Origin of the sequence: Burkholderia sp. BCC0322, from assembly GCF_902833045.1 — a bacterium.
Taxonomy (GTDB): domain Bacteria; phylum Pseudomonadota; class Gammaproteobacteria; order Burkholderiales; family Burkholderiaceae; genus Burkholderia.
Genome location: NZ_CADFDU010000017.1, coordinates 88,407 through 108,593 on the forward strand (window position 1 = coordinate 88,407; position 20,187 = coordinate 108,593).

At 63.1% G+C, this 20,187-nt stretch carries 16 protein-coding genes and 1 pseudogene; 15 read left to right on the top strand and 2 right to left on the bottom strand.

Annotation, left to right across the window (positions count from 1 at the left end):
- Positions 1-5 precede the first annotated feature (5 nt).
- The 5 genes from HWX39_RS31940 to HWX39_RS31960 all read left to right on the top strand — a co-directional run bounded on the left by HWX39_RS31940 (position 6) and on the right by HWX39_RS31960 (position 5,407).
- Positions 6-1,544: a sugar ABC transporter ATP-binding protein gene (locus HWX39_RS31940; RefSeq protein ID WP_175971595.1), complete on the top strand. Its 1,539-nt coding sequence runs from the start codon at positions 6-8 to the stop codon at positions 1,542-1,544.
- A gap of 17 nt (positions 1,545-1,561) precedes the next feature.
- Positions 1,562-2,599 carry an ABC transporter permease gene (locus HWX39_RS31945; protein ID WP_175971596.1) on the top strand — a complete coding sequence of 346 codons (1,038 nt, stop codon included), beginning with the start codon at positions 1,562-1,564 and terminating at the stop codon, positions 2,597-2,599.
- Between the two features lie 88 nt (positions 2,600-2,687).
- Positions 2,688-3,629: an ABC transporter substrate-binding protein gene (locus HWX39_RS31950; RefSeq protein ID WP_175971597.1), complete on the top strand. Its 942-nt coding sequence runs from the start codon at positions 2,688-2,690 to the stop codon at positions 3,627-3,629.
- A gap of 63 nt (positions 3,630-3,692) precedes the next feature.
- Positions 3,693-4,583 (top strand): amidohydrolase family protein, encoded by an 891-nt coding sequence (locus HWX39_RS31955; RefSeq protein WP_175971598.1) that lies wholly within the window; start codon positions 3,693-3,695, stop codon positions 4,581-4,583.
- A gap of 68 nt (positions 4,584-4,651) precedes the next feature.
- Positions 4,652-5,407, top strand: coding sequence for a FadR/GntR family transcriptional regulator (locus HWX39_RS31960; RefSeq protein ID WP_175971599.1), 756 nt, complete (start codon positions 4,652-4,654; stop codon positions 5,405-5,407).
- Between the two features lie 23 nt (positions 5,408-5,430).
- Here the strand turns inward: HWX39_RS31960 and HWX39_RS31965 are convergent, their stop codons facing one another.
- Positions 5,431-6,672, bottom strand: coding sequence for an FAD-binding oxidoreductase (locus HWX39_RS31965; protein ID WP_175971600.1), 1,242 nt, complete (start codon positions 6,670-6,672; stop codon positions 5,431-5,433).
- Between the two features lie 300 nt (positions 6,673-6,972).
- Positions 6,973-7,212, bottom strand: a pseudogene (locus HWX39_RS36490) (GTP-binding protein); the annotation flags it as partial.
- Between the two features lie 343 nt (positions 7,213-7,555).
- Here HWX39_RS36490 and HWX39_RS31975 point away from each other — a divergent pair.
- From HWX39_RS31975 to HWX39_RS32020, 10 genes are all read left to right on the top strand, one after another.
- The gene (locus HWX39_RS31975; RefSeq protein WP_175971621.1) at positions 7,556-8,260 is read left to right on the top strand and encodes a YfiR family protein; all 705 of its coding nucleotides are present in this window, start codon (positions 7,556-7,558) and stop codon (positions 8,258-8,260) included.
- Positions 8,257-9,525, top strand: a complete 1,269-nt coding sequence (locus HWX39_RS31980) for a diguanylate cyclase (protein ID WP_175971602.1) — start codon at positions 8,257-8,259, stop codon at positions 9,523-9,525. Before HWX39_RS31975 ends, HWX39_RS31980 begins: the two co-directional genes overlap by 4 nt.
- A gap of 87 nt (positions 9,526-9,612) precedes the next feature.
- A complete protein-coding gene (locus HWX39_RS31985) occupies positions 9,613-10,122 on the top strand; it encodes an OmpA family protein (protein ID WP_175971622.1) in 510 nt (169 codons plus the stop codon).
- Between the two features lie 155 nt (positions 10,123-10,277).
- Positions 10,278-10,637: a type VI secretion system baseplate subunit TssF gene (locus HWX39_RS31990; protein WP_244135134.1), complete on the top strand. Its 360-nt coding sequence runs from the start codon at positions 10,278-10,280 to the stop codon at positions 10,635-10,637.
- 105 nt (positions 10,638-10,742) lie between these two features.
- Entirely contained in the window at positions 10,743-12,881 is a 2,139-nt protein-coding gene (gene tssI, locus HWX39_RS31995) for a type VI secretion system tip protein TssI/VgrG (RefSeq protein WP_175971603.1), read from the top strand.
- 13 nt (positions 12,882-12,894) lie between these two features.
- Entirely contained in the window at positions 12,895-13,353 is a 459-nt protein-coding gene (locus tag HWX39_RS32000; protein ID WP_175944116.1) for a DUF1795 domain-containing protein, read from the top strand.
- Complete coding sequence (locus HWX39_RS32005) at positions 13,350-17,672, top strand: RHS repeat-associated core domain-containing protein (protein ID WP_175971604.1); 4,323 nt, start codon at positions 13,350-13,352, stop codon at positions 17,670-17,672. The genes HWX39_RS32000 and HWX39_RS32005 overlap by 4 nt, the downstream gene beginning before the upstream one ends.
- A 12-nt stretch (positions 17,673-17,684) precedes the next feature.
- On the top strand, positions 17,685-18,194 hold the full coding sequence (locus tag HWX39_RS32010) for an SMI1/KNR4 family protein (protein WP_175971605.1): 510 nt from the start codon (positions 17,685-17,687) through the stop codon (positions 18,192-18,194).
- A gap of 380 nt (positions 18,195-18,574) precedes the next feature.
- The gene (locus HWX39_RS32015) at positions 18,575-18,799 is read left to right on the top strand and encodes a hypothetical protein (RefSeq protein ID WP_175971606.1); all 225 of its coding nucleotides are present in this window, start codon (positions 18,575-18,577) and stop codon (positions 18,797-18,799) included.
- A 204-nt stretch (positions 18,800-19,003) separates the two neighbouring features.
- On the top strand, positions 19,004-19,489 hold the full coding sequence (locus HWX39_RS32020) for a hypothetical protein (RefSeq protein ID WP_208458861.1): 486 nt from the start codon (positions 19,004-19,006) through the stop codon (positions 19,487-19,489).
- Positions 19,490-20,187 lie beyond the last annotated feature (698 nt).

The following is a 20,187-nucleotide window of genomic DNA, read 5'->3' on the forward strand; positions in this document are numbered from 1 at the left end:
GCGCCATGCAACCCGACCTGAACCCGAACACCGCGCCGCCGTTGATCGCATTGACCGGTATCGGCAAGCGCTTCCCGGGCGTGCAGGCGCTCGACGATTGCCGTTTCGACCTGCGTGCCGGTGAAGTGCATGCGCTGATGGGCGAGAACGGCGCCGGCAAGTCGACGCTGATGAAGATTCTCGCGGGCGTCTACCCGCGCGACGGCGGCGAGATCCGGATGGATGGCCGCGCGGTGGAGATCGCCGACCCGCGTGCCGCGCAGGCGCTCGGGATCGGCATCATCCATCAGGAGCTGAACCTGATGAATCACCTGAGCGTGGCGCAGAACATCTTCATCGGCCGCGAGCCGCGCGGCCGCTTCGGCGTGTTCGTCGACGAAGCGGCACTCAACCGCGACGCGGCCGCGATCTTCGCGCGGATGCGGCTCGATCTCGACCCGCGTACGCCGGTCGGACGGCTGACGGTGGCGAAGCAGCAGATGGTCGAGATCGCGAAGGCGCTGTCGTTCGACTCGCGCGTGCTGATCATGGACGAGCCGACCGCCGCGCTCAACAACGCGGAGATCGCCGAGCTGTTCCGCATCATCCGCGATCTGCGCGCGCACGGCGTCGGCATCGTCTACATCTCGCACAAGATGGACGAGCTGCGCCAGATCGCCGATCGCGTGACCGTGATGCGCGACGGCAAGTATGTCGCGACCGTGCCGATGGCGGACACGTCGATGGACGCGATCATCGCGATGATGGTCGGACGCCAGCTCGCAACCGAATGCCGCACGCCGCCCGATACGTCCGCGAACGATGTCGCGCTCGAAGTGCGCGGGCTGTCGCGCGGCCGTGCGATTCGCGATGTCGGCTTCACGCTGCGGCGCGGCGAGATTCTCGGCTTCGCCGGGTTGATGGGCGCGGGCCGCACCGAGGTCGCGCGCGCGGTGTTCGGCGCGGACTCGGTCGACGCGGGCGAGATCCGCGTGCACGGCAAGACCGTGACGATCCGCACGCCGGCCGATGCGGTGAAGCACGGCATCGGCTACCTGTCCGAGGATCGCAAGCACTTCGGGCTTGCGGTCGGGATGGACGTGCAGAACAACATCGCGCTGTCGAGCATGCGCCGCTTCGTGCGCCGCGGCGTGTTTCTCGATGCGCGTGCGCTGCGCGACACCGCACAGGCGTACGTGCGGCAGCTCGCGATCCGCACGCCGTCGGTGACGCAGCCGGCGCGGCTGCTGTCGGGTGGCAACCAGCAGAAGATCGTGATCGCGAAGTGGCTGCTGCGCGACTGCGACATCCTGTTCTTCGACGAGCCGACGCGTGGCATCGACGTCGGCGCGAAAAGCGAGATCTACAAGCTGCTCGACGCGCTTGCCGCCGACGGCAAGGCGATCGTGATGATCTCGTCGGAGTTGCCGGAAGTACTGCGCATGAGCCACCGGATTCTCGTGATGTGCGAAGGGCGCGTGACCGGCGAATTGCGCGCGGCCGACGCCACGCAGGAAAAGATCATGCAGCTCGCGACGCAGCGCGAGTCGACCGAATTGTCCTGATTCAGCCCCCTACGATCATGTCCAACGATACGCATCCCGTTCCGCCTCTCGCCTCCGGCGACACGCCGGCCGGCGCACCCGGCTTCCGAGCCCGCTTCTTCAACCCGGCCGCGCGCCAGAAGCTGCTCGCGTTCGCGAGCCTCGTGCTGCTGATCGTGTTCTTCAGCATCGCATCGCCGAACTTCCTCGAAGTCGACAACCTCGTCGCGATCCTGCAGGCCACCGCGGTGAACGGCGTGCTGGCGGTCGCCTGTACCTACGTGATCATCACGTCGGGCATCGACCTGTCGGTCGGCACGCTGATGACGTTCTGCGCGGTGATGGCGGGCGTCGTGCTGACGAACTGGGGCATGCCGCTGCCGCTCGGGATCCTGGCCGCGCTGTTCTTCGGCGCGCTGTCGGGCTGCGTGTCGGGCTTCGTGATCGCGAAGATGAAGGTGCCGCCGTTCATCGCGACGCTCGGCATGATGATGCTGCTCAAGGGGTTGTCGCTCGTGATCTCGGGCACGCGGCCGATCTACTTCAACGACACGCCGGGCTTCACGTCGATCGCGCAGGATTCGCTGATCGGCAACCTGATCCCGGCGCTGCCGATTCCGAACGCGGTGCTGATCCTGTTCCTCGTCGCGATCGGCGCGTCGATCGTGCTGAACCGCACGATCTTCGGCCGCTATACGTTCGCGCTCGGCAGCAACGAGGAGGCGCTGCGGCTGTCGGGCGTGAACGTCGATGCGTGGAAGATCGCGGTCTACACGTTCAGCGGCGCGGTGTGCGGGATCGCCGGGCTGCTGATCGCATCGCGGCTCAATTCCGCGCAGCCCGCGCTCGGGCAGGGCTACGAGCTCGATGCGATCGCGGCCGTCGTGATCGGCGGCACGTCGCTGTCGGGCGGCGCGGGCAGCATCGTCGGCACGATCATCGGCGCGTTCATCATGAGCGTGCTGACGAACGGCCTGCGCATCATGTCGGTCGCGCAGGAATGGCAGACGGTTGTGACGGGCGTGATCATCATCCTCGCCGTCTACGTCGATATCCTGCGCCGGCGGCGCCGCTGACGTACGCGTTCAAGCAGGCATGTGCTTCATCGCCGGTTCCGGCCGGCGTCCCAGTCGTTCCAGTCGATACGAAAAAAGGAGACGCGAAGTGATCAGGAGCAAGGTGTTGAGCGCGATCGTCGGGCTGACGTTCGCCGTCGGCGTCACGGCCGGCGCGCAGGCGCAGGAAACCTATATCCCGCTGATCTCGAAGGGCTTCCAGCATCAGTTCTGGCAGGCCGTGAAAGCGGGCGCGATGCAGGCCGCGAAGGACTACAAGGTGAAGGTGACGTTCGAAGGCCCCGAAACCGAAGCGATGGTCGACAAGCAGATCGACATGCTGTCGGCCGCGATCGCGAAGAAGCCGGCCGCGCTCGGTTTCGCTGCGCTCGACAGCAAGGCCGCGCTGCCGCTGCTGAAGAAGGCGCAGGCCGAGAAGATCCCGGTGATCGCGTTCGACTCGGGCGTGGACAGCGACATCCCGGTGACGACGGCCGCGACCAACAACAAGGCCGCGGCGTCGCTCGCGGCCGACAAGCTTGCCGCGCTGATCGGCGACGAAGGCGAGGTGGCCGTGGTCGCGCACGACCAGACGAGCCGCACCGGCATCGACCGTCGCGACGGCTTTCTCGAACGAATGAAGTCGGCGCATCCGAAGGTGCAGGTCGTGACCGTTCAGTACGGCGAAGGCGACCAGCTGAAGTCGACCGAGGTGACGAAGTCGATCCTGCAGGCGTATCCGAAGCTCAAGGGGCTGTTCGGCACCAACGAAGGCTCGGCGATCGGCGTGGTCAACGGCGTGCGCGAGATGAAGCGCAAGGTCGTGATTGTCGGGTACGATTCCGGCAAGCAGCAGAAGGACGCGATCCGCAGCGGGCTGATGGCCGGCGCAATCACGCAGAACCCGATCGGAATCGGCTACAAGACGGTCGAGGCGGCCGTGAAGGCGATCAAGGGCGAGAAGCTGCCGAAGGTCATCGATACCGGTTTCTATTGGTACGACAAGACCAATATCGACGATCCGAAGATCGCGGCGGTGTTGTACGACTGAGCGTTGCTTCGAGCGGCGGTGGCCCGCGCCGCCGCCGCCGCGCCGACCGAACACGAGGGCATCATGGGCGCAGTGCGTATCGATTCCCATCAGCACTTCTGGCGCTATCGCGCCGCCGACTACCCGTGGATCGGCGCCGGGATGGAGGTGCTCGCGCGCGACTACCTGCCCGATGCGCTTTGGCCGCTGATGCATGCGCAGGCGATCGGCGCGTCGATCGCGGTGCAGGCGCGCGCCGGGCGCGACGAGACGGCGTTCCTGCTCGATCTCGCGCGCGACGATGCGCGCATCGCGGCGGTGGTCGGCTGGGAGGATCTCGCCGCGCCGGAGCTTGCCGAGCGTGTCGCCGAATGGCACAGCCCGAAGCTGCGCGGCTTCCGTCACCAGGTGCAGGACGAAGCCGATGCCGGCGCGTTCGTCGCGGAGCCTGGCTTCAATCGCGGCGTCGCGTGGCTGCAGGCGAACGGCTACGTGTACGACGTGCTCGTGTTCGAGCGCCAGTTGCCGGACGTGCATGCGTTCTGCGCGCGGCACGACGCGCACTGGCTCGTGCTCGATCACGTCGGCAAGCCCGCGCTCGCCGACTTCGAGCACGACGACACCGCGCTCGCGCGCTGGCGCGCCGCGTTGCGCGAGCTGGGCGCGCTGCCGCATGTCGCGTGCAAATTGTCGGGGCTCGTGACCGAAGCCGACTGGAAGCGCGGCCTGCGCGGGAAGGACGTCCGGCATATCGAGCAGTGTCTCGACGCGGCGCTCGACGCGTTCGGCCCGCAGCGGCTCATGTTCGGGTCGGACTGGCCCGTGTGCCTGCTGGCCGCGTCGTATGACGAAGTCGCGTCGATCGTCGAGCGCTGGGCCGAATCGCGGCTGTCGGCGGCCGAGCGCAACGCGCTGTGGGGCGGCACCGCCGCGCGTTGCTATGCGGTGCCGGGTGCGGCGAAGCGCGGCATATAGAATAGGCGCGAACGGTCTGTTCGATTCGTCAGACCGTCCGGAACGAAACCGATCACCTGCATCAACGTATGTCCATCCAGCCGATTCAGAACCGCCGCCTCTACCAGCAGATCGCCGACAAGCTCAGTGCGATGATCGCGTCCGGCGATTTTCCGCCGGGCAGCTATCTGCCGCCCGAGCGCGAACTCGCCGAACAGTTCGGCGTGTCGCGCACGTCGGTGCGCGAGGCGCTGATCGCGCTCGAAGTGAGCGGGCTCGTGAGCGTGCGCGTCGGCGACGGCGTGAAGGTGCGTCATCCTGAAGCCACAGCGGCACCCGAACCCGATACGAAAGCCGCGCCGTTCACGATCGTCGAGATCGATCCCGAACTCGGCATCGCACTCGATCTCGATACTGAAATCCCGCCGTTCGCGCTGCTGCAGGCGCGCCGGCTGATCGAGCCGGAAGCGGCGTCGCTGGCCGCGAGGCACGGCTCGGACGAGCAGATCGAAGGGATCCACGAGGCGTTCCTGCGCAACCAGGAAGACAACCGCAGCGGTTCGCTCACGCACCCGGGCGACCGGCTGTTTCATATCCGCATCGCGGAGGCGAGCGACAACGCCGCGTATGCGCTGATGATCAAGCAGTTGCTCGCGCACAAGTACGACCTGATGTTCCAGCGGCTGCAATCGCTGTACATGCCGGACGACATGCCGCACCGCTCGGAACTGGAGCACCGCGCGATCCTCGATGCGATCCGCGCACGCGATCCGGACGCCGCGCGCCGCGCGATGGCCGAGCATCTCGACGAAGTGATCCGCATCTTCGGGCGCGCGCTCGATTGAGCGCGCCGTGATGCACGACCTGGTCAGAAACGATCCACCCGATACGGCGCCGGATCGGTGAACGGTGCTTCGCCCGTCATCATCTCGGCCAGCAGGCGGCCCGTGACGGGGCCGAGCGTCAGCCCGTGATGGTTGTGCCCGAACGCGAACCACAGCCCGCGATGCGCGGGCGCGGGGCCGATCACCGGGCGCATGTCGGGCGTGCACGGCCGGAAGCCGAGCCACGGTTGCGGATCGAGCCGTTCGCCGAAACCGAACACGGGGCGCGCGACGCGTTCCGCGCGTTCGAGCTGCACGCCGGTCGGCGGCACGCCGCGCCGCGCGATCTCGACGCCGGTCGTCAGCCGCAGCCCGCGCTTCATCGGTGCGATCACGTAACCGTATTCGCGATCGACGATCGGCGCCGACGGCACGCCGCGCGCGGACGGCGCGTAGTGCATGTGATAGCCGCGCTTCTCGCGCAGCGGGATCGTGTAGCCGAACTTGCCGAACACCGTGTCGGACCACGGCCCGAGCGCGACGACCACGGCCGGTGCGGCGGCCATGCCGTCCTGCGTCCTGACCTGCCAGCCCGGCGACAGTGCGTCGAGGCTCGCGGCGTCGCCCGCCAGCAGCGTGCCGCCGCCTTGCACGAACAGGTGTGCATACGCTTTGACGAGCGCGGACGGGTCGACGACGCTTTTCGGGTCGAGCCAGTGCAGCGCGCCACAGAAGCCGGGGGCGAGGCTCGGTTCGTGCGCGGCCAGCGCGGCCGCATCGAGCGGCGTGATGCCGAGCCCGTGGCGGCGGGCGGTGAGTCCGGCCTCTGCCACGCCGCGTTCGAATGCGGCCGGCGTACGGAACGCTTCCAGCCAGCCGTTCGCGCGGACGAGCTCGCCGGCGCCGGCCCGCGCGATCAGCGCGTCGTGCTCGACGATGCAGCGCTCGATCAGCGGCAGCATGTCGCGCGACGCCGCCGCGTGGCGCAGCGGCGCCGATTCCCACCAGAAACGTGCAAGCCATGGCGCGAACGCCGGTAGCGACGCGCTGTGCCAGTAGAGATCGGTCGAGCGGTTCAGTGCATAGCGCATCAGCGTGAACGGGCTGCGCGGGAACGGATACGGTTCGACCGACGAGCGCTCGATCAGCCCCGCGTTGCCGAAGCTCGTGCCTTCGCCGGGCGCGCCGCGATCGACGAGGGCGACCTTGCGCCCGCGATCCTGCAGGTGGAGGGCTACGGAGACGCCGACGATGCCTGCGCCGAGAACGATGACGTCGAAATCCATCGAGGGTGGTGAATGACGGTTGGCGGAGCATCGGTTTTGTGTTCGCCGTGCCGCCGCGTGTTGGAGTTGGAGAGCGTTCGAAGCACAAGCATACCCGCGGTGGGCACAGCGCGCATCAACTCATCGAGAACAGCGCTCCCTACTGTGCCAGCACGCGTGTATCGACGCCCGCCATCCTCGGCGTGTTCCACACGGCGGTCGACACCGTGTCGTCGGCCGCGATCCCGGCCGCCAGCTACTCGACCATCTGCACGATCATCACGACGACCATCGTCAGCACCGGCACGATTGCGAACACCGGCGCGCCGAGCGCGGCTCGCACCCCCACGCTTGTGTGGTGCGCAGTTCGATCACGCCGTGCGCGTCCTGCGGCACGTAGCGCTGCACGAAGAGAATGCTCTTCATCCGGAACAGTTTCGCGGTGTCGGCGCGGCGCAGTTCGCCGAGCCACGTTTCGAGCGCGTCGAGATCGACGTCCGCATCGACTTCGATACCGACCGACGACACGCTGTCGTCGTGTTCGTGATGGTCGTGACCGTCGTCGCGTGCGTGTGTTTCGTGAGCGCGGCCGTCGTGCTCATGCTCGTGCGCAAGCGGCGCGCACTGGAAAGCGATCCCGCGCGCCGCTGAAGAACGTATGAAGTTTGACGTGCGCACCCGTCCAATCCGCTGATCAATCCACCGGCGTCGAGGCTGCATCGACACCCGCTGACGCGAGGACCGATTCCGCATACTTTCAGACCGTTCTCGCGGGTGTTTCCCACTGGTTGGTCATGCGAATTTTTACCTAAGATGAAGCAATCGTGCGCGTGATACGGTGCCTGCTCGCGCACGGAGGGAGGCAGGAGGCAGCGCCGGAGCAACGCCAGCGGATGTTGCCATCATGGATGCGAAAGTGTGCGCGGCGGCGGGTAGTCTTGCGACTGCAACGATGCCGACGGGTGCGGCGCTCATCGCCGCGCGGAAGACGGTACGATCCGGCCGTACCGCCTGGCTGCGCCACGCGCTGTTGGCAATCGTTTGCGCATTGGGTGCGGCCCCGGCGGTACTCGCCGGGGCGCAGGCAGACGCGGAGGATGCGGCCGACACCGTGCGTGTCGTCGCCGCCGCGAGCCCTGCCGATCCTCCCGATTCCGCCGTTTTGTCACATGACTCCGCCGTGCGTCAGGTCGTGCTGGGCATCATCAGCTTCACGCGCTGGCCGACGACGCCCGTGCGCCTGCATTTGTGCGTGACGGGCCGGCCCGACTACGCGCGCGGCCTGACCGATACGCTGCAGGCAGGCTCGACGCTACTTGACGTGCAGCGCGTTCGCTTCGACGATCCGTCGCTCGGCATCGCCTGCGACGTCGTCTATCTCGGCGCCCTGGGCAACGACGAGAGAACGCGGGTGAGAGCCGCGGTGGCCGGCCATCCGGTCCTGACGATCGCGGAACACGATCCGTCCTGCACCGCAGGCAGCATGTTCTGCCTCAATGTCGACGGCGAACGCGTGTCGTTCGACATCAATCTCGACGCCGTGGCGCGCAGCGGTGTGCGCGTGCATCCGAACGTACTCAATCTCGCGCGACGGCAGGGGGCGCCATGACACGGTTTGCGCCTCACTTTTCCCCTTCGCGGGTAGCGCGCCCGACGCTGCAAAGCGTGTTGCGTCGCGCGCACCTGCGCCTTGCGTTCGTTGCCGTCACGATGGCCGCCGTATCGTTGATCGTCGTCGCCGTGATCGCATTGCGTGCGTATGCCGGCAACAACCTGAACCTGCTGGCGCGCTCGCTCGGTTATACGGTCGAGGCGGCGCTCGTGTTTGGCGACCGCGACGCGGCGAGCGAGGCGATCGGGTTGATCGCCGGCGACGAGGACGTCGCGCAGGTGGTGGTCACGGACAGCAAGGGCCAGCCGTTCGCGACGTGGCAACTGCCCGCCGGAAACGGGATCGCCCGGCTCGAGCGCGGCGTCGCCGACCTTGCGTTGCCCGGGCCCGTGACGGTTCCGGTGATGCATGACGGCATCGTCGTCGGCCACGTCGTCGTGCGCGGCCGCGGGCATCAGTTCTTCGGTTTCCTGCTCGGCGGCGTTGGCGGCATTCTCGGTTGCCTGGCGGTCAGCGTGCTCGGCGCGTACGTCAGCTCGAAGCGCTTGTTGCGCAACATCGTTTCGCCGTTGCGCGCGCTGGCCAGCGTGGCACACGCCGTGCGGCGCGAGCGTGCGTTCGCGCAGCGGGTCGAGCCCGTTGCGATCGCCGAACTGAACCAGCTCGGCGACGATTTCAATGCGTTGCTCGACGAATTCGAAGGCTGGCAGAACACGCTGCGTGACGAGAACGCGTCGCTCGAACACAAGGCGACGCACGATGCGCTCACGGGCCTGCCCAACCGAATGCAGTTCGAGTCGCGCCTCGCGCTGGCGCTTCGCGAAGCCGGGGTGACGGGCCAGCGCGTCGCCATCCTGTATCTCGACTGCGACCGCTTCAAGGAGATCAACGACTGTCACGGCCACGACGCCGGCGATGCGGTGCTGATCGGCGTCGCGGCGCGGCTGCGCAAGCAGGTGCGCGAGACCGATCTGGTCGCGCGCCTGGGCGGCGACGAATTCGCGGTGATGCTGCCGGCGGTGCGCGAAGCGGGTAGCGTGTGTCGTGTCGCCGACGAGATTCTTTCCGGCATGGCGCCGTCGATCGAGCTGTCCGACGGCCGCATGGTGGCCACCATGATGAGTGCCGGCGTTGCGCTGTATCCCGATCACGCGTCGGACGCAGGCGGCCTGCTGCGTGCGGCGGATGCCGCGATGTACCGCGCCAAGCGTGCGCGGCCGGGGTCGTGGCAGTTGGCTGAAGGGGTGGTCGGGTCGGCCTGATGTTTGTCGATTCCCGCTGCGGGCGAGGCCGCGGCGGTTCAATGAAAAAATGCGCACGCAATGCGGGCGCCCTCGAAGGGGTCGATGATGAAAAACGCGTTTCCTGTGAGCATGGGGCGGATAGGCATCGGCAGCACGCTGCTGCTGTGCATGCTGCTCGCGGGCTGCAAGGCGCCGCCGCTTCACCGCGGCCTGACGCAGACGCAGGTCACGGTGCTCAAGTCGGCCGGTTTCCAGGAAACCGGAGCAGGGTTCGAGTTCGGTTCGACCGGGCCGATTTTGTTCGACTTCGATCGGTATAACCTCAAGCCCGACGTGCGGCGGATCGTGGAAAGGATCGGGCGGACGCTCAGGTCGGCGGGGATTAACGGGGTACGGGTCTATGGGTACTCGGATCAGGAAGGGGCGGTTGATTACGACCTCGAACTGTCGAGACGGCGGGCCGAGGTCGTGGCGATCGAGCTTGTCGATGTCGGGCTGGATCCGAAGCGCATTGTGATCGCCGGGAAAGGGAAAAGCGATCCGGTAGGGGATAACCAGACGCCGGCCGGGCGGGCGCAGAATCGGCGGGCGGCGATCGTGGTTTCGCCGCGGTGAGGGGGGGCGTCGTCCGCCGACAAGCGAGCCGCTCACCCCGTCGCTGAAAATGCCGATACCGGGATGTCACGCTGCGGTCGGTTGTCAGTGTCGACACGGTTCGTCAGACTTCCGATGCGGACCTGTTCCGTAGTGTCGGACCGGGACTGATCCAACTGACGCGGCTCTGCGCCCGCTGGGCGGAATCCTCGGTCGACGCCGGGCGGCGCTTCGATGCGCTCGTCTCGTTGTCGGCCGTGAGCGTTCGGCGCTGGATGCCCGGCAAGCCTGCGTCGGCGTTCGTGCAGGGGCTCGAAGTGCTATGGGTGGTCGATGAACAGTGTTTCGCCGGCTTCAGTCTCGGCGGACCCGCGCACGTGCTCGAGAGATGCTTCGCCCCCTACGTTCCTGTAACAAGTTTCGTGCAGATTGTGCTGTTTTCAGCGCAAACCGGCCGCGCCGCTACGCCGTGGCCAACCCTGCCCCGGCGTCCAGCCGCCGGCCTGTTTTTTTCGATTTTCGGGGCGCGAACGTAAACGTTTGCGGGTGCCTTTCGCGCGGTCGGAATTTGTCCTACATTAACGGGGCTTCGGGCCGGCCAGTCGGCCCACGGAACCTGAGATCACACGCAAGGAACAAGAATGAGTTTCGCTCCGAACGGGGGTATTCCCAATGGTTTGGGCGGCGGCGCGCTCGGCTCCTTGAGCGCGCTCGGCGGCCTGGCAGGCCCGGTCGCCTCGAGTGTTGCCGGAAGCGTCGGCCCGCTCGCGGGCCTGGCCGGGCATGTCGACACCGTCCAGCGTGCGCTGCAACTCGCGCAAACCGGCTTCTCGCTGATGGACAAGACGCCCGGCGCGGTAGCCGAAGCGATCAACGGCGCCGCCAACCCCGCGCGCCTGACCCAGCTCAATCGCTACGTCACGCTCGACACGCCGCTCGGCCCGGATGTGCTGCTGGTCAGCGCCGCCGTGGTCGACGAATACGTGAACCGGTTGCCGGAAATCCACCTCGACCTGCTGTCGCACCGCCACGACCTGCGCCCCGACGACCTGATCGGCCAGCAGGTCAAGATCCGGTTCGATCAGCAGGCGCGCTTGTCGACGCTCGAACGCGTCGTTGCATCGAATGCCGGCGACAACGACCGTTATTTCGACGGCTACGTCGCGTCGTTCGACCGCGCCGGCAATCCCGGCAATGTCACGCAGTACCACCTGACGGCCGTGCCGTGGTTCTGGTTCCTGACGCGCTCCACCGACTGCCGGATTTTCCAGAACAAGACCGCGCAGGACATCCTTACCGAGATTTTCCAGGAGCACGGATTTTCCGATTTCGTGTTCGACATCCGGACGAGCCAGAAGCCGCTCGAATACGTGGTGATGTACCAGGAGTCCTACTACAACTTCTGCGCGCGGTTGATGGAGCAGGAGGGGCTGGTGTGGACGCACCGCTACGAGAAGGACAAGCACGTGCTCGTGATCGGCGACACGAATTTGCTGTTCCGCCCGATCGACGGGCTGGCAACTGTGCCGTTCGCCGCCACCGAGGCGAGCGAGGACAGCGGCATCGACCAGTTGCACGAAGGCCGGCGCTTCGGCGTGGGGAAGGTCACGTTCCGCGATTTCAATCATCAGAACCCGTCGTCACCGCTGATGCTGGTGGAAGCCGGCCCGCAGAACCTCAAGCATGCGCGGCTCGACTCGACCGAGCGGTTCGAGCACCAGTCGCTGTACGACCACGGCGACGACGGCAACCGCTACGCGCGTTTTGCGATGGAGGCCGAGGAGGCGCAGGCCCATCGCTATACCGGCGGCGGCTACGCGTGGCGCATGACTACCGCCGGCGCCGTCAACGTGGCGAATCACCCGGTCCTCGAGAACAACCAGGAATACGTGATCCTGCACGTGCGTCACGAGGCGGTGAACGACTACACGCAGCACAGCGCGAAACTGCCGTACCGCAACAGCTTCGCGTTGCTGCCGAAGAAGATTCCGTATCGTGCGCCGCGCGCCACGCCGAAACCGGTGATTCACGGCACGCAGTCGGCGATCGTCGTCGGCCCCAAGGGCGAGGAAATCTACACCAACGGGAGTGCCGTGAAGGTGCACTTTCCGTGGGACCGGCGCGGCAAGAAGGACGGCTCCGACTCGATGTGGGTGCGCGTGTCGCAGCCGTGGGCGGGTGACGGTTGGGGCGCGGCTGCCATTCCGCGGATCAAGCAGGAAGTGCTCGTCGCGTTCAATCAGGGCGATCCGGACAACCCCGTGATCGTGGGCCGCGTGTTCAACGGCGAGCAGGGCAACCCGTACCACGGGGCTGCCGGCCAGACGATGGGGATCAAGAGTCAGACGCACAAGGGGCAGGGGTCGAACGAGATCCGCATGACCGACACGAACGGCATGCAGGAATTCTTCATGCACGCGCAGAAGGACATGAACACCGTCGTCGAGAACAACGAGACGCACAAGGTGCTCGGGCCGATGCGTACCGTCCTGGTGGCGACGGGGAGCGAAGAAAAGCAGATTCCGCAGGGCAACCTGACCGAGACGATCGCCGAGAAGCGCAGTACGACCGCGACCACCGTCGAGGTGACGACGCCTGCCAAGGACGGGGGCGGCGGCACGCAGGTCTACGTGGCCGAGCGCGGCATCCTGCTGAAGGTGCAGGACAGCTCGATCTCGCTCGCGCCCGAAGGCATTCGCCTCGAGCACAAGGGCTCCGTGATCCTGATGACCGACGACGGCGTGATGGTCAACGGCCAGCGCATCGATCTCAACAAATAACACGAACACAACCATGCACTACGCTATCCACGAAGGCACCTTCGAACTGCCGGACGCGGCGCTCGACCGCACCGTCAACATCCTCGTGATGAACGCCGGCCCCGGTGGCCTCAACCTCGTGATCGCCCGTGGGCGGCTGCGCGACGGGGAAGATATCGACGCGTTCGTCGCGCGCGAATGGGAAGTGGCGTCGCGCGACGCGAAGATGCTCACCGAGAAGGCACGCCGGGCTGTGACGGTGGCGGGCCGTTCGGGCATCCAGATCGATTCCACGCTCGAGCGGGATGGCCGGCTCTGGCATCAACTGCAGACCATGTTTCCGTCGGACGACGCCGGCCGCGTGCTGGTGATGACGTTGACCAGCGCGGCACCGCTGACCGAAGAGCAGCAGGCGATCGCCGACCGCATGCTGGCCAGTTTCCAGCCGCGCGCGGCTCGACCAACCCTGCTCGGCCCGGGTGACGCGTCGTGAGCGCAGAACACTTCGCGGCCGCGCGCTTCGAAGACCCGATCCAGCACACGTCGTTCTGGGGTGAGCTTGCAGGCACGGTCGGGTCGGTGATCGGTGGTGCCGTTGTCGGTGCATTGGTGGCGGAGGCGATGGAGGGGCTCGTGTTCGTCGGCCTGGCCGCGCTCGAAATCGGTACGGCAGGGCTGGCGACACCGCTGGTTATCGCGATCGGTGTGGGCGTGGCGGTCGGCTCGGGCGCGCTGATGGAAGCGAGCGGCATGAACGAAGCCATCGACGACGGCGCCAAGGCGCTGGCCAATTCGATCGCGCCGCCCGAGATCAAAGGCAAGATCGCCAGCGGTTCGGGCAACGTTTATGTCAATAACAAGGCGGCTGCGCGGGCGGCGCGGCCGGGGGATCTCGATACCGTCGCGTGTACGGATCATCCCGGGCCGCAGATGATTGCCGACGGGTCGGGGAGCGTTTACATCAACGATCACCCGGCCGCGCGCGTCGGCGACAAGACGACTTGCGACGGGACGATTGCCGAAGGTTCCGACAACGTTTTCATCGGCGGCGGCACGCAGCGGGTGCGGGACGTCAAGTCGGCGAGCCGGCTCGGGTGGTTGGGTGCGGCGCTCGGGATTGCGCTGGCGGTCTGTGGCCGCGGGAAGATGAGCTGGGGGCAGTTTCTGAAAGGCAAGCTGCCTTGTATCGCGATCAATTTTGCGGCCGGCGCCTTCGGTACTTGGCTCGGCAGTTTGGCGAGGCCGTCGGCCGGTCACCCGGTCAACGTCATTACCGGCGGCAAGTTTCTCGATGGCACGGACGATACCGACTTCACATTGCCTGGGCCGCTGCCGATCGTGTGGCGGCGTTTTTACAGCAGCCATGATGATCGTGCTGACAGTTTGTTCGGGCCGGGTTGGAGCGTGCCGATCAGCGTCGAATTGCGGCTTGCGCGTGAGCATGGCGAGGTCACGTCGATCACGTATTGGGACGAGCAGGGCCGCGACATCGTGTTCCCGGCCGTGCCGCCGGGTGAGAGCCATTTCAGCGTTCCCGAAGGCATTTACCTGATCTGTACTGCCGGCGGGCACTACGTGGTCGAGACGGTCGATGGGCTGTATCGTGATTTCGGTCGTGCTCGCACTAATGCAGACACCGAGATGCTCAAGCTGTGGCGTCTCGAGGATCGCAACGGTAACTGGATCGAGGTGGAGCAAGAAGCGGCTGGTGAGGTTGTGCGGCCGGCTCGGCTGCACGACAGCGCCGGGCGCATGCTGACGCTGGCGTACGATAAATCGAACGCTCGACGCATTGCCGCGATCGAGCTGACTCGTGGCGTGGACGGTGAGCAACCCGACACGCTGGTGCGTTATTCGTACAACGATGCCGGCGAGCTGATGGCTGTTACCGATCGCAGTGGCCACACCGGGCGACGCTTCGGCTACGAACACGGGCTGATGGTCCAGCACACATTGCGCGGCGGACTGCAGTGCTTTTATGCGTGGCAGGGCGTTGGCCGCGACGCGCGTGTCGTGCGCCACTGGACCGATGACGGCGAGGCGTACACGTTCAATGCGGATCTTGCGCAGCGTACGGTAACGATCACCGACCAGATCGGCCGAGTGACGCAGTGGACGTGGAACGAGGATCAGCAGCCGACGAGCCATACGGATGCGGAAGGCCACGTTTGGCAACTCGAGTGGAATGCGATGCGGCAGTTGGTCAGTACGACCGATCCGGCCGGGCATACGACGCGCTTCGAATATGACGAGCGGGGGCGCCAGACCCAGCGTATCGACGCGCTCGGGCAGGTTGAGCGGACCGAGTGGAACGCTTACTACGACCTGCCTGTTGCGGAAACCGATCCGGCTAATTCGCGCTGGATCTACCGCTACGACGATCGCGGCAACCTGACGATGACGCGCGATCCGGCGGGATTTGCGACCGAGTATCACCGGGACGAGCGCGGGCTGGTGCACACGATTCGCGACGCGCGCGGCGGTTACAAGTTCCTCGAGTGGAATGGCCGTGCGCAGCTGACTTCGTATACCGATTGTTCCGGCAAGGTCACGCGGTTCGGGTATGACGCACGTGGCGCGCTCGCGCGTGTGACCGATGCGGCGGGCCAGTCAACCGTGTATGAAGCGGATGCGATGGGGCGGGTCACGGGGATTGGAACGGCCGATGGCGCGCGTCAGATGTTCCGATACGATGCGGCCGGGCGTCTGGTCGAGGTCGTTGACGCGAACCAGCGCAGCACGCGTTACGAACTCAATCCGCGTGGATTGCTGCTGTCACGGACGGACGCGGCTAATCGTGTGGTGCGATTCGGTTACGACGATGCGTTCAGGCTCGCGAGTTTGACCAACGAGAATCGGGAAACCTATCGCTTCCGTTACGACCGACGTGATCTGCTGACCGAGGAGGTTGGGCTAGACGGTAGCGTCCGCTCGTATGAGTACGATGCCCGTGGACTGGGCATCGCGCTTAGAGAGGGGAAACTTCAGACCACCTATGAGCGCGACGTGCTCGGGCGGTTGGCGGCGAAGGTCTCTGGACGCGAACGTTGCGAATACCTGTACGACAAGGCAAGCCGAATTACGTCCGGAGAGCTGTACGCGCTAACTGCCCGTGGTCCGTCGCTGAAAAATCGGGTCAACCTGAAATACGACGCGCGCGGCGAGGTACTTGAGGAGTACACGCCGACGGGCTGGCTCGCGCACACTTATGACGAGCTCGGCAATCGCGTCAGCACCACGATTTCCGGCGAGCGCACGATCGACTGGCTGCATTACGGCTCTGGTCACGTGCACCAGATCCGTGTCGATGGTGCGGCGATCACCGACATCGAACGCGACGACCTGCATCGGGAGGTGCTGCGCACGCAGGGCAGACTGACCAGCCAGTTTGGATATGACGCGGTCGGCCGCCGTGCGCGATTTGCTGCGCAGGGTGGCGCTGCTGTGGAGGCGTTGCTCGCCAAGCAGTGGCAATACGATGCGACTGGAGATGTGATCCAGAAGCGCGACCAGCGCTATGGCACGACCAACTATCGCTACGACTCGACCGGGCGTATCGAGCAGTCGATGGGACCGGGGTTGCCGTCTGAGGTATTCCGTTGGGATGCGGCGGCGAACCTTGTGTCGAGCGATCATCCGGGCGGCTATGTGGAGCACAACCGGCTCAAGATGTTCGAAGACAAGCGCTTCGAATACGACGCATATGGGCGGCTTGTTCGCAAGCTCAGCGGTCACGGGCCTGCCAAAGAGTTGAACCTCGAATACGACGACTGGCATCAACTGAAGACCGTCGTAACGAAGGACCGCCTTGGCATATCGACGACGCATTTTGAATATGACGCGTTCGGTCGCCGGATTCGTAAGCTCAATGGCGGGTACGCGAGTACGGATTTCCTGTGGGATGGCATGCGGCTCGTGCAGGAGACGTATCACGACCGTCAGGGCGAGGAAGCACTGACGTACTTGTACGAGGCCAATAGCTATGTGCCGCTTGCGCGGATCGACCAGAGGATGCCAGCGGCGAATGACGCCGATGCAAGGGGCGCGGTCTACTACTTCCACAACGACGTGTCGGGATTGCCGGAAGAACTAACCGACGCCGACGGCGAATTGATCTGGCAGGCCCGCTACAAAGTTTGGGGCAACGCGGTGCAGGAGGAATGGATTGCGCGGACGTCCCAGCCGCCGCCGGCGTGGGGGCAGGTGCACGATGTGATGCAGACGCCTGTCCACGTGCCACGGCCGCAAAACATTCGTTTCCAAGGACAGTACTTGGACCGCGAAACCGGTCTGCACTACAACACTTTCCGGTTCTATGATCCTGACATTGGTCGCTTCATCAACCCCGACCCGATTGGGTTGATGGGGGGATCAAACTTCTATGCCTACGGTCCTAACCCACTTGTTTGGATCGACCCGTGGGGCCTTGCTCTCCAGGGAGTTGATTTCACAGGTAGTCCAGATCTGTTTCCAGTAACTGGGAAGCAATCAAACATCGTTCAAATTGTGATGCAAGGGACACGTGGTCGCGACTTTACGCTTGCTTATCAGCAGGCAGGATTTACACCAAAAGAAGCAGCCGCGGCAAAGACGGCGGGATATACATGGCATCATGTGAGAGATTTTGATCCCGAGACTGGGAAAACGACCATGCAATTGGTGAAGCGAAGTGCACACGAAGCAACTTACCCTCATGCTGGTTCGGTCGAGCAGTTTGAAAAGCACTTGGGCGCGAAGTATGGCCCTGAGGGCGTAATGGCTGCGGAGCAGAAAGGATGGATTAAGGGTAGGAAGCCAGTGGGTTGCATTTGAAGGAGAGGAGCGATGGAAATCAACGAATTTGAAAACTGTGCCGCGAAAATCAGCATTATTGATTTTGAAAATATCGAAAAAGAAATAGGGCATAAATTGCCGGTGGAATTTCGCGATCATTATTTGAAAAATAATGGGGGGAATCCTGAGAATGCGTTGTTCGATAATTCGGGTGAGGGCGAGCCTTTTGAGGTCGTGGGATTTTATCCGATCAAATACAACACCGCGGCTTACGAGACGAAGGATTCGCTGCTCGTTGAACACTATAAATCGATGCTTGATCGGAGTGTGATTCCAAATAATTTGCTTCCATTTGCCCACGATCCAGGGGGTAATTTCTTTTGCCTTAATCTGGATGACGGGAGTGTTGTTTTTTACGCGACGGATGCTTTTGACTCAGATTTAAGTGCAGAACAGAACCATGCCGTATTGCAGACCATGCTGGCGAGCTCGTTTGAGTCGTTCATGAACCAGTTGAGTCGAGACTCTAGCTTGGACTCGGATGAATGGCCGGAAGATTGATTGGATTTTGCCTGGAGTGGTGGGTTAAATTAATTTAATAAATGACGGCGGCCAGTTGCTGTGCAGGGGTGCGGATAAAGTGAGGGGGCTATAGCTTGGTCTCGGTCAAACGGTTTTATCGGTTGATGTTTCGCAGAAAATTCTAGTCTGATCGTGGTCGCGCTATAAGGGTGGTGGTTGAGTATGAGGGTGAGACGGAAAGAGGTTGATCCAATGGATCAAATAATTGGAAAGGGTGAGCTTGTTAATCTGATAATTGAGAGTGCTGGTGCTTATCCAAATTTCTTGAGGCGCGCCAAGGAGAGCGCTAAATCCGAAAGATGGGGTTACGGGATTGATGCGCCGCTTTCTATTGAACCTTATTGTACTGAGCTCGGAGAATGCTGCAACTCGGTACGTATTTTGGAAATGCATTTGGGGAGAATCCTGATTCTCAATTGACGCGCGTTGTGCGGTTGAATTATGTGGGCGGCAAGGTTTCTAGTGTATTTCAGCTCGAAAAAAGAAATCTTGAATACACGGAGGTGATTTATTCGTATGGCGCCTATGTGAGGATTTTTGAAATTCGTGACCAAAGAAAGGTTCCCGTTAATCCAGAGCCTTGATGCGATAGGTGATTGGGGCAACTTGGGTGGCAAAAGCAAAGTGTTTCATGCAGCAATTTGTCATCCGCTTCGTGAACGTTGCGAATGGTCATCAAAGATACTATGGCACTAACGCGCTGCATCCATATTTGCCGAACGCACATCCCGTGAACCCGGTGAATAGAGATACATTTAATGCGGATCGAGAGGAATATTGGAAACAGCGTGCTGCTAATGAAGTGGAGCGAAGAAAATCTGCTGGGCGATGTGGAGGACAATACGTTAACAAATAAAATTATCTCTTTTTGCAAAGGTAAGAACTGGTGGTTTGACGATGTTGAGCCGACATATAGGGATGCCCTCTTAAGGATGGGGATTGACATATCTTCGGATTTCTCGCAATTCTATCTGCACGTTGAGGACGGTCCAACATTCACATCAAAAAACGGGGAAATATATCAAATTTGCTGGTTTTTAAATAACTCGGATTATGATATTAGATTGAGAATGACCCGTGAGGTTCTTAATGTTCCGGAGCCATATATCCCGCTGGATTCGTTCTCTGGAGAGCGGGGGTATTTCTATAACACTGAAACCGATGAGGTTTTTGATCTTGGTTTAGGGGGTAGCCTGAAAAGATTCATGGGCGGTGGTATTAATCCTCGTTGGAATAATTTCAACGAATTCATTGAGTGGTTTTTTGATATTTAATTTTGGGAGTGTTTTTCTGGGGGCCTTCCGATGAGGGGGCTAATATTCGAATGAGTTGACAGCCTGTTGCGATGAGCTTTGCTGTTCGATGTGGCGATGTGGCGATGTGGTTGTTGTGGCTGCATAAGAGGCCGTGAAGGCGGTTAGAGATCGATTGGATCTCCGGGTCATCCATTTCATTGGTGCGCGCTGAAGGTGATAGCGCATGCCATCAGTAATGACGATGTTCTATGTGCTCACTCAGAAGAGTCTGGGTGTTACTTGATAATTCATCTGATATGGAGTGGGGGCGAAGATGCCTACGACGTCGATGGAAATGCGATGCGCATCGCCTTCCTGATTGTCAACTTCGATGACGGCTTCGCCGAATATAAGGGTGACTACTAGAGTCAAATAGACCAACACCTTGTCTCTAAACCCGTCCAGGGCGTGGGCATCGTCTTTTATAACCAGCAAACTGCACGTGTCTATGCGGAGCGCCTCGGTGGTTAACGAGGCGAACTGGCTGGAACTTGGGCCGGAGTGACTCGCTTTCAAACACCGGGCCCATCAATGGACCGAAGGTATGGCCTTTGTACCTTGGAAGCGGCCGTTGAGGATACAGCGGGTCGACCGGCAGGAATGGGTCGGCTTCCGTAGGACGGCCGCCTCCCCGGTGGTAGCCGGCCTGGTTAAGCCACAAACGGTCGTTCGACATC